Raw genomic sequence first — 15,812 nt, 5'->3', positions numbered from 1 at the left:
ATATTCTTAATTATTAGTTAAAGCATAAATCGTGCCAACTTCAAAACGAAGTCAAATATTTATGAGAACGTTGAAACTATAATTATCTTGTTATATATTTTCATAAATAAAAAATAATATTTTTTCTGAGAAATAAAAAAAGAGCAAAAAATTTTGCTCTTTCATAATAATTTTGCTCCTTTATTTTGCTCCTTTATAATATTTTGATATTATATTTTTTCATTTTATACTGTAAATTTTGCCTGTTCATACCTAAAATTGATGCAGCCTTAGTTATATTATATGAGGTCTTTTCTAATGATTCATATATATACTTCTCTTCTATCTCACCAATAATATTATTAAGTGTCTTATTCTCTAAATCATTTAAAGAATAATTGTTAACCTCTTTATTCTCTTTTAGATTGTAATAGTCATTTAGATTAATCATGCTTGTTTCTATTTGTATCTCGTCTTCCATCATACTCATAGTACAATAAATTATGTTTTCCAGTTCTCTTATGTTACCTTGCCAGTCATAATTTTTTAAAATTCTGATAGCTTCATCTGAAATACCTACTACTTTTTTATTTAACTTTTTATTATACTTTGAAATAAATTTTTTGCATAATACAGATATATCCTCTTTTCTATCTCTAAGAGGAGGAATTTTTATATGTATTATGTTAAGCCTATAATATAAATCTTTTCTAATTTTATTCTCATTTAAAATAACTCTTGGACTTTCATTTGTTGTTGCAATAATTCTTACATCAACAGGTATGTCTTTGGTCCCTCCAACTCTTCTTACATAACCTTCTTGCAAAACCCTTAGTAATTTAGCCTGTAACATAATAGGCATGGAATTTATTTCATCTAATAATAATGTTCCTTTGTTAGCTTGTTCAAATAAACCTGGCCTGTCTATTGCACCTGTAAATCCTCCCTTAGCAGTTCCAAATAGTATTCCTTCGAATAATGATTCTGGTAAAGCTGCACAATTTTGTGCTATAAACGGATAATTTTTTCTATTACTTCCATAGTGAATGGACTGGCTAAATAACTCTTTGCCTGTCCCAGTTTCACCATATATAAATACTGAGGCATCAGACTTACAAGCTTTCTTAGATTTTGCTATTGCCTCTTTAATCAAATCACTTTCACCTAAAATATCATCAAATTCATAGCCATTTTTTTGTTTATTATTAACTTTATTAACTAAATTTTTTTTATAGCTTCTATTTAATAAATTTTCTATAGTTGTCATATTCTTTGATATTTCAAGTGCCCCTACAAATTCTCCTTTAATATCAATTGGTATCGTAGTATTTATTGCTGTTATTTCTTTTCCATTTTTATCTAGATATTTTTGAATATTGTCTTTAATAATTTCCCTTTTTTCCAAAACTTCTACTAGTGTACTTCTATTTATTTTCATTTTGCTGACTATATCAAAAAATGAATTAGTTAAAATATCATGTCTATTCATTTTTTCCATTTTTTGTACAGAATCATTGTAGATTATAGTTTTCCCTTCTTTATTAACAAAATGTACCCCTTCATCAATATTTTCCAATATTTCATTCATTACTTTAAAAAATATTTCTTGGTTCAACTATATCACCCCAGTACCTAAATATATAACAACCCAAAAATAAGTAAAATATTTCTATATATTTATCTTATCACATATTTATGATATTTTTTATGTCCATTATATTTTTAATTAACGCTGGATGAACTATATAGTAGAGTATGAATAGCAAAAAGAAGCTATCACAGAATAAATTTAATTTACTCATGCGATAACTCCCTTCTGCAAACTAATATTTAATTTTTATGATATTTATTTCTAAAAAGCAGTCTCATGTCCAACATAACAGGCTATGCCATTATCTAAAAATATGTCCTGTAATTCTTCAAGATGTTCTTCATCAACATCTCCTTTATCAGAATACTCATATTCTTTACCTAATTGAATCCACTTTGATTCTCCTAGTCTATGAAATGGTAATAGGTTAATTTCTACTAAATTATTTTTATGCATAAAAGATATAATATCATTTATATTTTCCATACTATCATTAAACCCTGAAATAACTGGTACTCTAAGTACTAATCTTCCACCCCAGTCAGAGTTTACAAGATTTGATATGTTTTCTAATATTAAATCATTATACACACCTGTTTGTTCTTTGTGTTTTTCTCTATCCATATGCTTTATATCAATAAACGCAAAGTCTATATCCTTAAATATATTATTAAAAATTTCATTTGAAACACATGCACTCGTTTCAATAGCAGTGTGCACATTTGTTTCATGACATTTTAATAGCACTTCATGTAAAAATTCATGTTGAAGTAGTGGCTCTCCTCCACTAAATGTTACTCCTCCATTACTTCTCCAGTTATTAGAATCACGCTTAATCACCTTTACAAGTTCATCTACAGTATAGGGTTTTGCACATAATTTAAACGCATTATAATAACATGAGTTGACACATTCAAAACTCTCACAATTCTTACATATATCCCAATCTATGACTGGCTTATTGTCAAGGTCAAAACTCAATGCACCATTTTTACATTTACCATGACATACAGTACATCCATTTTCATATTGACAAGACAACTCACTAAACATCATATGTGGTCTAACAGTCCAACTTTCAGGATTTGCACACCACTTACAACTAAGTGGACATCCATTTAAAAATACAGTTGTTCTACAACCTGGCCCATCATGAACTGAAAAGCTTTGTATATCAAAAATCATTCCTTCTAATTGGCTTTGACTATTCATTAAACACATGCCCTTCGCAAGTAATTGAGTTTAATGTTGAGTATACCCAATCTTCATTTTCTAACCCAACACATTTACCTATACCTTCATCATTAGCGTCAACAAAATTTTTACAATTTTTACATTTTGGCATTACTTTTATTTCTGAACATGCTTCATCATCTAGATTAATCATTTGTTTTGATAATCTACAAATCCCTTTAGTGGCATCTACTGCGCAAAAATTCATACAATCACTATGTTTTCTCATATTTTACACCCCTTCATACTCTGTTCTAGCAATTACTTCATCTTGTATTGGTTTACCTAACTCACACCAATATTGAGTAAATCCAGCAACACGTACCATTAGTTGACGATAATTGTCAGGATTTTTTTGTGCATCTTTCAAAGTTTCTGAGTCCACAACATTGTATTGAATATGGAATCCACCTTTTCTTAAATAACTTCTTGTTAAATCTAACAGTTTTTTTGTTCCTTGTTGTCCTTTAATAGTTGTTGGGTGAAGTTTTAAATTCATTTGAGAATTTTGAACTACTGCTTGGTCCCAAATAGTTGCAGATTCAAATAATGCATACACACCATTTTTATCTGTTCCTGCATATGCAGAAACTGAACCATCTGAATATGTTGTTCCACTTAATCTACCATCTGGAGTAGCTAAAGTGGCAGCTCCTTGTGGCCCATGTGTAGATACAGAAATTTGACAAGGATACATTTTTTTAGCATATAAAGATTGTGCTTCTTCACACACTTTTGCTAACCATATTTCATAATTTTTAAGAATTGTATCTGCATACAAATCATTGTTTCCATATTTAGGTGCATCAAGACAGGCCTTATAAATAGCATCATATTTGCCAGTCTTATCTACTTTTACTTGGTCTGCCATAGAATAATTACCAACTTCTAATGCGTCTTTAAATCCAAAATTATTTAATACAGCATCCTTCATTTCTTCAACTGTAAAAGTTTTGTCATCATATACAAGTTTTTTAAGTGCAGCAAATGAATTAACCATAGTAACAGTTCCGCAAGTTTCTACATTTAATGTTGCATTATAACGATAGCCCATATTTCCTATATGTTGACCTTTATCTAAACAGTCTGGTTTTAATAGGGAATTTATTATAGAAGTATCAAACTTTCTCCATATATCTAACTCAATATTATTTGCTCTCTCAAGAACATTTATCGCTTGTTTATAATAATCTTTAAATACTTCTACAACTTCTTCATAAGTATCTAATGGCTTATTATGAGGTTCAAATACTTGTATATTCATACGATGGTCTTTACCATTCATAAGAACAAGCTCTAAGATTTTGGGATTAGCAATAAAGTGAACTCCAGAACCAGCAGATTGTCCTGCTCCACCTGCAATAGAATATGTCTTTCCATTTAAAGTCAGTTGTTTCCAGCATCCTGGAGATGTTTCAAGACATCCACCTAATGCAAATGCTCTAGCTTCTTCAACAGTCATTCCTTCATCGGCAAATTGCTTCATCATAAATGTTGTCCCATTTGAATTGTTTACCCATGCTGGATAACCAGAACCAAGTTTTGTACATTCAACAGCTTTCATTAAAAAATCTTCTGGAAGTTTTTCATCATATAACATAGTCAAGCTAGGTTGAGGAGTTCTACATCTCATACTTGCCTCTAATAATAATTCTTCTAATTCATTAGCTCCTGTAGAACCATCTTCTCTTAACCCACCTATAGATAAGGTATTAAATGTATTTCCTGATAATACTCCTCCATTTACACCTGCTGAAGCAAAACAGTCAATACAAGTGATTTTTATTCTGTAAAGTTCTAATAATTCAATAACTTCTTCTCTTGTAATTAGTCCTTTTTCCATATCCTGTTCATACCAAGGATATAAAATTTGACCAAAGCGACCTATAGACATACCAGATATCGCATCTTCGTTCACTGATGCTATATGGATTGTATAAGTCAATTGAAGAGCTTCTCTAAATGTACGAGGTTGTTTATGTGCAATATGTTCTAATATCTCTACTAAATCTGAATATTCTTTTTTTGCTTCTAAATCTGTTTCTATACTCTCTAAGTATTTTGCATGTTTTGCATAGTTTAAAATCCAAGCTTGTAACCCTTCAATAACTTGAATAACAGCTTCATAAAAATATAGACGATCCATTCCGATAAGACCATCTCCAGATGCATTTCCTGCGACTGCTTTTTTACATTCTTTTGCCATTTCTATAATTCCATCTAATCCATAATTTAAAGGATAAAAATAGTTTATAACTTCTCTACCTTGAGGAAGTGTATATCCTGAATCAAACATGCATATAAGTGTACTCATTAAATTTTCTTTTAAATCATAATCTGGCATCATCTTTTCATAGTGAAATCCTAAATCTTCAACTGATTTTCCAACCCATTCTTTTGCCATTTTTACAAGAACAGGAACTTCTTCTTTTCTCATTCCAAATTTACCAGCTATTGAAACAACATTTCCAAAACTTTCAGTTACATTTCCTCCACCAGAACCAAATTTTGTAAGCTCATCTGCTGTATTGCTAGCTAACTTCTTTGCTTCTTCTTTCATTTGTTCTCCCTGAGCAACAAAGAAACTTTCACTTACCCAAGGCATTGGGAAAGAGCCTCTATAATGGCGTGTTTTTTGCATTACTATCTTCTCACCAGGTATTATATTTGGTGTCATATGAGAAAAAGCAGCTTTAAGAGCTTTAGCTCTTCTAACTACTGCTATATCACCATCTGATTTTCTATATTCTCTATTGTACCAATATGGAAATTCCATATCAGCTGTAGACAATGTATTGTAATATACATTCAATAAATCATCTGCTCTTTTACTTGCTTTTTTTTCACTAAGTTCATCTAAATTTTCTTGATTTTGAAAATTTGCTTTAATATTTTTTGCTTCTAAAATACTTCTTATTTTATCTTCTTTACTTTGACTCATTTCTTCCCCTCCTTAAACTTTCTACACTTAGTATAAAACTTTTTAAGAATGAAAAAAAAGAGTCTATTACCCACTTTCTAAAATAATCTTTCTACAAAAAAATAAAACTTAAAACAATTTAGACCATAAATTTACCTTATATCTAAATATCTAAAAAACCTCCTGATTTATTAGAATATAAAGATTATCCATGGTCTTGTTTTAAGCTTTAATAGACAACATATTTAATTTTATAAAAATACTTACTCAATATATTTTTAAACCTAGTTTATATTACTGGTTTATCTTAAGATTTGGAACTGCATTCAGACTCATATCATGTGTTTTATTGTTTATGAAATTATAATATCCTGCACAACCTATCATAGCAGCATTATCTGTACATAAAATTAAAGGAGGATATTTAACTATAATTCCACTTTCTTTTGCAAGTTCTGTTATTTTAGCTCTAAGACCAGAGTTAGAAGCAACTCCACCAGAAAGAGTTATAACATCATAACCTTTATCTTTTGTTGCTTTTAATGCTTTAGTAGCTAAAACTTCAACTACAGCTTCTTGAAAAGATGCAGCAACATCTTCAACTACTATTTCTTCGTTTTTCATCCTTTTTCCATTTAGATAATTTAATACAGAAGATTTTAGACCACTAAAACTAAAGTCATAGCTATCCTCTTCTAAATAAGCTCTTGGAAATTCTATAGCATGCTTATTTCCCTTCTTAGCTAAATTATCAATAATAGGACCTCCTGGATAACCCAAATTCATAGCTCTTGAAATCTTATCGAAGGCTTCTCCAGACGCATCATCTCTCGTCTTTCCTAAAATTTCATATTTACCATAATCTTTAACTTCTACTAAATGAGTATGACCTCCCGATACTATTAATGTTATAAAAGGAGGTTTTAAATCTTTATGTTCTATATAGTTTGCACTTAGATGTCCCTCAATATGATTTACTCCTACAAGAGGAATATCCAATGTATATGCAAGTGCTTTAGCATAAGATAATCCAACTAATAAAGCCCCTACTAGCCCTGGACCATATGTAACTGCAATGTGGTCTATATCATTAAATCCTATATTTGCCTTGTCTAAAGCTTCTTGAACAACTATATCAATATTTTCCACATGTTTTCTTGAAGCCACCTCTGGTACTACACCGCCAAACTTTTTATGTGTTTCTATTTGAGTAGAGATTATGTTTGAAAGTACTTCTCTACCATTTTTTAAAACTGATGCAGCTGTCTCATCACAGCTACTCTCTATAGCTAATGTTATTATATCACCCATAAACTCTACACCTCTTTTAATTGGTTCCACATTATAATTGCATCTTCTTTATTATCACTGTAGTATTCTTTTCTGATTCCACCCATTTTAAAACCATATTTTCTATATAGATTTTGTGCTATTTTATTTGATGCTCTAACTTCTAATGTCATAGACGCAATATTATTATCTTTACATAAATCAACTAATCTTTTGATTAACTTATCTCCTATTTTTTTGCCTCTATAGTCACTATGAACAGCTACATTATTTATATGCCCTTCATCAATTATAAGCCAAATTCCAACATATCCAACTACTTTTCCATCTAGTTTTGCTACTATATACTTTGCAACTTCATTAGATAACTCTTTTCTAAAAGATTCTTTTGACCAATAATCTTCAAAACAATTTTTTTCTACTTCAAACACTTCATCTATATCTTTAATAGTCATTTCTTCTATTTTTACATCATTTACTATTTGTTTTGTATTATCTTTCATTATTTATCCTCTTCATTTTTTCGTCATATTGTACTTCAGCCTGAGATTTTCTGATATACATAGGGTTTATTGTATAACAAGTATGTACATCTATATTTTTACTATATTTATTTAATGCTACAGAACATAAGCTTCCTGCTTTAGATACATTATGAGCTGGTGAAGGTATCTTTATATTTTTTATGTTTTCTAGCTCATCCTTATATTTATAAACAGCTTCTCCAACTATTATAAATTCTTCATCACTTGATTTAATTTCTTTTAGTAAAGTCTCAAATTCTACAACATCAACACTATCTAACTCTATTAACTCTCCATCTTCAAACTTATATTTAGCTGAATAAACCTGATTTTTTTGTGCATCTAATATAGAGCATATTTTTCTTTCGCATAAATTCATATTACCAGCTAAAGATTCTAAAGAATTTACTGCTATTATTGGTAGATTATTTACATGGGCTATAGCTTTTACTGTAGCCATACCTATTCTAAGACCTGTAAATGAACCAGGCCCTATACATATAGCTAACAAATCCATCTCTTTTATGTTTAAATCACTCATATCCAACATATTTTCTATCATTGGCATAAGCTTTTGTGAATGAGTTTTTTTGTTATTTACTGTAAACTCACAGATTAAATTATCATCTTCAACAACTGCTACACTTGCTGCCATAGAAGATGTATCTATACCTAATATCTTCATTATTTAATCAGCTCCTCAACTATACCTTTATAATAATCTCCTTTTGGAGTTAATATCATTTCTCTTCCTTCATCTTTGTATCTTAATTCTATGTTTAAATATTCTTTTGGAAGTATATCTTCTATTAAATTACCCCATTCAATTATACAGATTCCATTTGAATTTATATATTCATCATATCCAATATCATACATTTCATCACTACTACCAATTCTATAAACATCAAAATGATACAAAGGTATTTTTCCTTCATATTCGTTTATTATAGTAAAAGTTGGACTTGTTATATAATCATTTATTCCTAATGAGTCTGCTAAACTTTGTGTCATTGTGGTCTTTCCAGCTCCTAAATCCCCCACTAAACAAATTACACTACCTTCTTTTAATAATTTACCTAATTTATGTCCTATTTCTCTAGTTTTACTTTCATTTTCTAAATATATTTTTGCCATTAATTCATCTCCATCTTGATATAATCGTCGTGTGAATTTATATCACTGCTTAATTAATTATAGTATAAGCCCCAACTATTATAAAGTACTTCTATTTATCTTTTTTGTTTATCTTTCAATATTGATGATTCTATCAAAACTTATATATAATCATCAATAGCAATCTTTACATATTCTTTTGCCTTACAATTTTGTTTTAGGGCTTCTTTGCATATTTCCTCTGATTGCTCTTTTACGTACTTGAGAGATTTATAATTTTCTTTTACTGCTTCAATGCACATTTTTTCTGTTTGATTTTTTATATACATAAGCATCTTTCCATTTTGTCTTACAATCTCTGTACATATCTCTTCTGTATAGTTATCTATGTAATTTAGTACATCTTTAATATTGTACTTTTTATCCAAATATCTTATAGCTCTTATACATGTTTCTTCTGTCTTATTATTAACAAATTGTAGGCTCCTTCCATCTTGTTTAACTGCTTCTAAACATATTTTTTCTGTTTGCTGGTTTACATATTGTAATGCCATACCATTTTGACTTACAGCTTTTATACACATTTTTTCTGTTTGGTTTTGTACATATTGAAGTGCTTTATAGTTTCGTTTTATTGCTTCTATACATAATTCTTCACTTTGTTCTCTAACATATGCAAGACACCTGCCATCTTTTTTAATTGCTTCTAAACATATTTTTCTTGTTTGAACCTCTAAAGCTTTTAATATACTTACAACATCTATATTAGAAGAACATCTTATTGCTTTTATAATAAGTTCTTCTGTTTGATTTCTTACATACTTAAGTGCATTGCAATCCTTTTTTATTGCTTCAAGACATATATACTCAGTTTGTTCTTTTACATATTCAAGTGCTCTATAATTGTACCTTATAGCTTCTAAACATAATTCTTCTGTTTGCTCTTTTACATACTTCAAAGCTTTATAATTCTGCCTTACCGCTAAAATACACATACCATCTGTTTGGTTATTTATATTTTCTAATTCATGATAATCATACTTTACTCTTTCCATATTTTCAATATATTCATTTGTAATATGCTTTAAAGAATCTCCTAATATTTCACTATCAATGCCTATATGAATATTTTCCCAATCACTATTAAAATAATACCCTTTATCGTTTAAAAATACTTTTTTCATTTTTTTGCATACCTTCATAAATCTACTCTCCTATCATTATTAAATTAGCTATTATTAAGAATTACATTTCAAAACATTATTTATTCTTAATAATAACTTTATTTTTTGTTTATTATGAATTCGCTCTGCATATTGTAGATACCTTTTTAGTATTTTAATAGTTAATCGTTTTAATTCTTCCTTTATTTTAAAAATTAAATCTGTCTAAATATTTCTTATTTTAAATACATTTTTTGATAAATTAATAAAGCCATAATGTATTTAATACATCAATCACAACATGAGACTGAAGTTATAAATAAATTATGGCTTTCCAATATATTTAATTTTAAAATTTTATATTTTCTTGTCTGATTATTTTTTTATTACATTTCCCATTTTTTTATAAAGTGGTAATGTTACTAAAGATATTATCACAGCTTTTAGTACATTAAATGGAGCTATCATCCAAATTACAAAAGTAAATAGGTCGTGAATTTTAGGATTTAGAGCTGAACCTAAGCCTATTATAGCATCTAGTCCCATCATTTGACCATAAAGTGGTAACATTACAAAATAATTCACTAATGAACCAATTATAGTCATTGCTATTGTTCCTAATACAAAACCAATTAATACACCTTTTAAATCTTTACTTCTCTTATATGAATAACAAAGTATCATTACATAAGAACCACCAATTAATATATTTGCAAACTCTCCTATTGTTCCAGTTGTTGTTGCTGTAATCGCTTGTAGTACATTTTTTACTACAACTATTCCAAATCCAACTAATGGTCCTAAAGACATTCCTCCAAATATTGCTGGAATATCTGATAAGTCGATTTTTAAGAAATCTGGAAATATACCTGGTATTGGTGCTTGAATAAACATTAGTAAATAAGATATTGCTGATAAAATTGACATTACTACTAAAGTTCTTGTTGAAATCATATTACCTCTTTTTGCTGTACTTTGCATAATTATTATCCTCCTAATAAATATATTTATATTTTTTAGGAAAAACAAAAAACTCGAAGACCCTATCTTCGAGTTTTTATGGATATAGTTTAAACAAACTAAAATAAACTTATTTATATTCCATAAATATCTTCTCTCATCCAGACTTTACTGTCGGCTTTGGAATTTCACCAAATCAACCACCTAAGTAGTTCGCGGGCTATACCGCCGGTAGGGAATCTCACCCTGCCCCGAAGATCTTCTTTGATTTTTTAATTTTCCTTACACTCTTATATTAGTTAATTTTTTAATAATTGTCAAGTTATTTTTTTTCGTACACTACTTTACCATTTATTATCGTGTAAAGCACCTTACTTTGAATCTCTAGTGGAGAATTATCCCAAATTACTATATCTGCATCTTTACCAACTTCTATAGAACCTACTCTATCTTCAATCCCTAGAGTCTTAGCTGGATTTATTGTAATAGATTCTATTGCTTTTTCTTCTTTCATACCATGCTTAACTGCTATACCTGCACATATTGGAAGATATTGAACTGGTATTACTGGATGGTCTGTCATTATACACACATCAAGCCCTGCATTTGAAAGTATTCCAGCTGTATTAAACGTTAAATTTCTAAGTTCAAATTTAGACCTTTCTGATAAGGATGGTCCTACTATTACAGGAAATCTTTCTTCCAATAGCTCATCTACTATAAGATGACCTTCTGTACAATGGTCTAATGTAAGCTTTAAATTAAACTCTTTTGCAATCCTTATAGCTGTGAACATATCATCAGCTCTATGGGCATGTGCTTTAAAAGGAATTTCTCCTCTTAAAACAGGTATCAAACTTTCCATTTTTATATCATATTCAGGTTTTTCACAGTCTTCATCATCATGGCTTTCATACAGGTCGACTTCCTCTAAATATTCTTCTGCTTTTTTAAGATTTTCTCTAAGTAATGAAGCTATTGCCATTCTAGTTTGTGGAGATTTATCATCTTGACCATAACAACTTTTTGGATTTTCTCCAAAGGCTATTTTAGATGCTACTGGATTTTTTATTACCATTTTATCAATTCTTTTTCCATATGTCTTTATAGCTATACATTGACCTCCCATAACATTTGCACTTCCAGGAGTTGTACATACAGAAGTTATACCACCTTCAAAAGCTTCTTTAAATGTTCTGTCCATTGGATTAATTCCATCTATAGGATTTAATTGTGGTGTTATTGGGTCAGTTTCTTCATTTCCATCTGCTCCTTCAAATCCTATACCATCTTCCCATAATCCTAAATGAGTATGGGCATCTATAAACCCTGGAAACACAAATTTACCACTTGCATCTATCACCTCTACATCTAAAGGTGCTATTAAATCTTTTCCTATTTCTATTATTTTTCCTTGGTCTATAAGTATATCTCCCTGAATTATTCCATTTGTTATGGTATTTATGTTACCATTTTTTACAAAAACCATTCATTTTCCTCCTGATTTTCAATACTATACTAATTATTTTAAATATTATTTTTTTACAATCTCATTTCATAATTTCTTAAATTTTTTATTATGCTACTTACATTTATAATTGTTACATGTAAGTAGCATAACTAAACATAAATTAGCCTATTTTTTCATTGACAATGCTACTCTTTTTTTATTTAAGTCAATTCCAATTACTTTTACATCTACTATATCACCTACTGTAACAATACTCATAGGGTCTTTTACAAAGCTATTACTCATTTCTGATTTATGAACTAATCCATCATTTTTTATTCCAATATCTACAAATGCTCCAAAATCTACAACATTTCTTATGGTACCTTTTAAAGACATTCCTTCTTGTATATCTTCAATTTTTAGGACATCAGTTCTAAGTATAGGCTTTATACCTTCTTCTCTTGGGTCTCTTCCTGGTTTTTTGATTTCAGCTATTATATCTCTTAAAGTAACTTGACCTACTTCCAATTTTTCACTTAATTCTCTCAAACCAATTTCCTTAACTTTTTCATCTATTTCTTCTATATTTTTATTTTTTATATCATCCAAAGAATATCCTATTATTTCAATCATTTTTTTGCATATATCATAACTTTCAGGATGTACACCTGTATTATCTAGAGGATTTTTTCCATCTAAAATTCTCATAAATCCAGCACATTGAGTAAATGCTTGAGGTCCAAGTCTTTTTACTTTTTTCAATTGGACTCTTGATGTAAAGTCTCCATTTTCTTCTCTATATGCTATTATATTTTTTGCGATAACCTTACTTATTCCTGCAATATGCTCTAAGAGAGAATATGATGCAGTATTTAAATCTACTCCAACACTATTTACAGAATCCTCAACAACTCCATTTAATACTTCTTCTAATCTCTTCTTGTTTAAGTCATGTTGATATTGACCTACACCTATACTCTTAGGGTCTATTTTTACAAGTTCTGCTAATGGGTCTTGTAGTCTTCTCGCTATAGATATAGCTCCTCTTATTGATACATTTATATCTGGATGTTCTTCATTTGCAAGTTCAGATGCTGAATAAACTGATGCACCAGCCTCACTGACTATAACATATTGAACTTCTCTATCTATCTCCTTTATCATTTCTGATACAAATGTTTCTGATTCTCTTGATGCTGTCCCATTTCCTATTGAAATTATATCTATATTATATTTCTCAATTAATTCTTTTAAAGTCTTCTTTGCCCCTTCTACATTATTTTGAGGGTCTGTTGGATATACTGTTGTATAGTCCAATAATTTACCATTTTTATCTACAACTGCTATTTTGCAACCAGTTCTAAATGCAGGGTCAAATCCCATAACTACTTTATCTTTAACTGGTGGTTGAAGTAATAAACTTTTAACATTTTTTCCAAATACACTTATAGCTCTTTCTTGAGCTATTTCTGTCAGATGATTTCTTATTTCTCTTTCTATAGATGGGAAAATTAATCTTTTATACGAATCTTCTATTGAATTTACAATTTCATCTTTATTCTTAAAGTTTTTATCCTTTACATATTCATTTACTATATAATTTAAAACTTTATCATTATTTATTTCTAATTTAACTTTTAAAAAATTCTCTTTTTCTCCTCTATTTATTGCTAAAACTCTATGTGGAGCCATACTTTTTACTGCTTCACTATAATCATAATACATATCATAAACTGATTTCTCATCAGTAGAACTTTTACTAACTATCATTCCTTCTCTTAAAGCAAGCTCTCTTATGTATTTTCTAATCTTAGCATCATCTGAAACTGTTTCTGCAATTATATCTCTTGCGCCTTTTAGGGCATCCTCAACAGAAATTACTTCTTTTTCTTCATTTATATAACTCTTTGCCTCTAAATCTATATTATCTAGATTCCTCTCTAGTATTGATACTGCTAGATTTTCTAGCCCTTTTTCTTTTGCTATTGTTGCTCTAGTCCTTTTCTTTTGTTTATATGGCGCATATATATCTTCTACTTCTTGTAGTGTTTTTGCTTTTTCTATATTTTGTGTTATCTCATCTGTTAATTTTCCTTGTTCATCTATTAACCTAACTACATCATCTTTTCTACTTTGAAGGTTTCTTAGATACATCAATTTTTCATAGAATTCTCTTAATGTGACATCACTCATCTCACCAGTCATTTCTTTTCTGTATCTAGCTATAAAGGGTATTGTATTTCCTTCATCAATAAGCTTTAGTGTATTATTTATTTGTTCGTCTCTGAGATTAAATTCATTTTTTAAGATTTGATTTATATCCAATTTTTTTCACTCCTAATGTTAGTTTTTTCATAAGTATAACAAACAGAACGAAGGCTGAGGGTTGTAGTCCTCAGCCTAAGTGCTGTAAAGTGCATAGTAAGCACTAACCTTCTTATATATCTATCTTAATTACTGTGCATTATTTATTAAACTGTCTTATTCATTTTTAAGTATTCATTGATAAACAAGTCTATATTTCCATTCATCACACTATCTACATTTCCAAACTCAGCATTTGTCCTATGGTCTTTGACTAACTTATATGGTTGGAAAACATATGACCTAATTTGGCTACCCCACGTTATTTGTGAGTATTTGCCTTGTATATCTTCTATTTTTTCCTTTTGCTCTAATTCTTTTAACTCTATCAATTTTGCCATCAAAAGTCTCATAGCTCTATCTTTATTTAAATGTTGAGACCTTTCATTTTGACACTGAACCACTACACCAGTAGGAATATGTGTTATTCTAACAGCTGAGTCAGTTGTATTTACATGCTGTCCTCCAGCACCAGACGCTCTATATGTGTCTATCTTTAAATCTGATGGATTAATTTCCACTTCTATATTTTCATCTAACTCTGGTGTTACATCTATAGAAGCAAATGAAGTATGTCTCTTTCCTGATGGGTCAAATGGAGATATTCTTACCAATCTATGAACCCCTTTTTCACTTTTTAAATATCCATAAGTATTGGTTCCCTCTACAAGAATTGTAGCTGTCTTTATTCCCGCTTCAGGGTCTGATATTATATCTAAAAGCTTAACTTTATAACCCTTACCTTCTGCCCATCTTATATACATTCTTAGAAGCATCTGAGCCCAATCTTGAGCGTCTAGACCTCCAGTTCCAGCATTTATAGATAATATAGCATTATTTTTATCATACTCACCATTTAGAAGAGTTTTTATTTTCATCTCAGATAATTTTTCTTCTATTGATTCTATAGACTTTTCTATATCCTTTTCAACAGAATCATCCTCTTCTTCTAGACCTATTTCAATTAATACTTCTACATCTTCTAATAAGCTGTTTAGACTTTCATATTCATCTAGAGTTTCTTTTAAAGCTTTATTTTCTTGAAGTACTTTTTGTGCTACTTCATTATCATTCCAAAAATCTTGTTTGTTTATCTTCTCTTCATTAATTTTTATCTTTTCCATCAATGAAGCTACGTCAAAGAGAAACCCTCAATTCTTCTAAATTTGAAGCTATTTGCTCCACACTATGTCTATACTCTTGTATCCTTAACATTTAA

General features: G+C 29.3%; 13 protein-coding genes and 1 riboswitch. All 13 genes read right to left on the bottom strand.

Annotated features, from left to right (window positions below):
• Positions 1–193: 193 nt before the first annotated feature.
• Complete coding sequence (locus tag KGF48_RS14920) at positions 194–1,594, bottom strand: sigma 54-interacting transcriptional regulator (protein ID WP_285891668.1); 1,401 nt, start codon at positions 1,592–1,594, stop codon at positions 194–196.
• Positions 1,595–1,831: 237 nt separating this feature from the next.
• Positions 1,832–2,782, bottom strand: coding sequence for a 4-hydroxyphenylacetate decarboxylase activase (gene hpdA, locus KGF48_RS14915; protein ID WP_227827857.1), 951 nt, complete (start codon positions 2,780–2,782; stop codon positions 1,832–1,834).
• A complete protein-coding gene (gene hpdC, locus KGF48_RS14910; protein ID WP_227839991.1) occupies positions 2,775–3,032 on the bottom strand; it encodes a 4-hydroxyphenylacetate decarboxylase small subunit in 258 nt (85 codons plus the stop codon). The genes hpdA and hpdC overlap by 8 nt, the downstream gene beginning before the upstream one ends.
• A 3-nt stretch (positions 3,033–3,035) precedes the next feature.
• Positions 3,036–5,744, bottom strand: coding sequence for a 4-hydroxyphenylacetate decarboxylase large subunit (gene hpdB, locus KGF48_RS14905; RefSeq protein ID WP_227868212.1), 2,709 nt, complete (start codon positions 5,742–5,744; stop codon positions 3,036–3,038).
• Positions 5,745–6,017: 273 nt separating this feature from the next.
• The gene (tsaD, locus tag KGF48_RS14900; RefSeq protein WP_227839993.1) at positions 6,018–7,034 is read right to left on the bottom strand and encodes a tRNA (adenosine(37)-N6)-threonylcarbamoyltransferase complex transferase subunit TsaD; all 1,017 of its coding nucleotides are present in this window, start codon (positions 7,032–7,034) and stop codon (positions 6,018–6,020) included.
• Between the two features lie 5 nt (positions 7,035–7,039).
• Positions 7,040–7,516, bottom strand: a complete 477-nt coding sequence (gene rimI, locus KGF48_RS14895) for a ribosomal protein S18-alanine N-acetyltransferase (RefSeq protein WP_227839994.1) — start codon at positions 7,514–7,516, stop codon at positions 7,040–7,042.
• The gene (gene tsaB, locus KGF48_RS14890; protein ID WP_227827862.1) at positions 7,506–8,222 is read right to left on the bottom strand and encodes a tRNA (adenosine(37)-N6)-threonylcarbamoyltransferase complex dimerization subunit type 1 TsaB; all 717 of its coding nucleotides are present in this window, start codon (positions 8,220–8,222) and stop codon (positions 7,506–7,508) included. The genes rimI and tsaB overlap by 11 nt, the downstream gene beginning before the upstream one ends.
• On the bottom strand, positions 8,222–8,674 hold the full coding sequence (gene tsaE / locus KGF48_RS14885; protein ID WP_227827863.1) for a tRNA (adenosine(37)-N6)-threonylcarbamoyltransferase complex ATPase subunit type 1 TsaE: 453 nt from the start codon (positions 8,672–8,674) through the stop codon (positions 8,222–8,224). The genes tsaB and tsaE overlap by 1 nt, the downstream gene beginning before the upstream one ends.
• A gap of 140 nt (positions 8,675–8,814) precedes the next feature.
• Positions 8,815–9,855, bottom strand: a complete 1,041-nt coding sequence (locus KGF48_RS14880) for a DUF4116 domain-containing protein (RefSeq protein ID WP_227839995.1) — start codon at positions 9,853–9,855, stop codon at positions 8,815–8,817.
• 336 nt (positions 9,856–10,191) lie between these two features.
• Entirely contained in the window at positions 10,192–10,797 is a 606-nt protein-coding gene (locus tag KGF48_RS14875) for an ECF transporter S component (protein ID WP_227839996.1), read from the bottom strand.
• Between the two features lie 124 nt (positions 10,798–10,921).
• A riboswitch (FMN riboswitch) is annotated at positions 10,922–11,039 on the bottom strand.
• Positions 11,040–11,098: 59 nt separating this feature from the next.
• Positions 11,099–12,265, bottom strand: coding sequence for an amidohydrolase (locus KGF48_RS14870; protein ID WP_227839998.1), 1,167 nt, complete (start codon positions 12,263–12,265; stop codon positions 11,099–11,101).
• Between the two features lie 147 nt (positions 12,266–12,412).
• A complete protein-coding gene (locus KGF48_RS14865) occupies positions 12,413–14,554 on the bottom strand; it encodes a Tex family protein (protein WP_227840000.1) in 2,142 nt (713 codons plus the stop codon).
• A 146-nt stretch (positions 14,555–14,700) separates the two neighbouring features.
• A protein-coding gene (prfB, locus tag KGF48_RS14860; RefSeq protein WP_227840001.1) for a peptide chain release factor 2 occupies positions 14,701–15,808 on the bottom strand; the annotation gives its coding sequence in 2 pieces (ribosomal slippage) (positions 14,701–15,732 and positions 15,734–15,808; 1,107 coding nt in all).
• Positions 15,809–15,812 lie beyond the last annotated feature (4 nt).

It is taken from the genome of Clostridioides sp. ZZV15-6388 (assembly GCF_020657755.1).
Classification (GTDB): Bacteria; Bacillota; Clostridia; order Peptostreptococcales; family Peptostreptococcaceae; genus Clostridioides.
This window is presented reverse-complemented; position numbering and strand designations above follow the sequence as displayed.

Excerpts from the sequence above, each read along its gene's own strand:
- KGF48_RS14870 (WP_227839998.1), bottom strand. The coding sequence starts at position 12,265 with ATGGTTTTTGTAAAAAATGGTAACATAAATACCATAACAAATGGAATA.
- rimI (WP_227839994.1), bottom strand. The coding sequence starts at position 7,516 with ATGAAAGATAATACAAAACAAATAGTAAATGATGTAAAAATAGAAGAA.
- KGF48_RS14875 (WP_227839996.1), bottom strand. The coding sequence starts at position 10,797 with ATGCAAAGTACAGCAAAAAGAGGTAATATGATTTCAACAAGAACTTTA.
- tsaE (WP_227827863.1), bottom strand. The coding sequence starts at position 8,674 with ATGGCAAAAATATATTTAGAAAATGAAAGTAAAACTAGAGAAATAGGA.
- KGF48_RS14880 (WP_227839995.1), bottom strand. The coding sequence starts at position 9,855 with ATGAAGGTATGCAAAAAAATGAAAAAAGTATTTTTAAACGATAAAGGG.
- hpdC (WP_227839991.1), bottom strand. The coding sequence starts at position 3,032 with ATGAGAAAACATAGTGATTGTATGAATTTTTGCGCAGTAGATGCCACT.
- tsaB (WP_227827862.1), bottom strand. The coding sequence starts at position 8,222 with ATGAAGATATTAGGTATAGATACATCTTCTATGGCAGCAAGTGTAGCA.
- hpdB (WP_227868212.1), bottom strand. The coding sequence starts at position 5,744 with ATGAGTCAAAGTAAAGAAGATAAAATAAGAAGTATTTTAGAAGCAAAA.
- tsaD (WP_227839993.1), bottom strand. The coding sequence starts at position 7,034 with ATGGGTGATATAATAACATTAGCTATAGAGAGTAGCTGTGATGAGACA.
- hpdA (WP_227827857.1), bottom strand. The coding sequence starts at position 2,782 with ATGAATAGTCAAAGCCAATTAGAAGGAATGATTTTTGATATACAAAGC.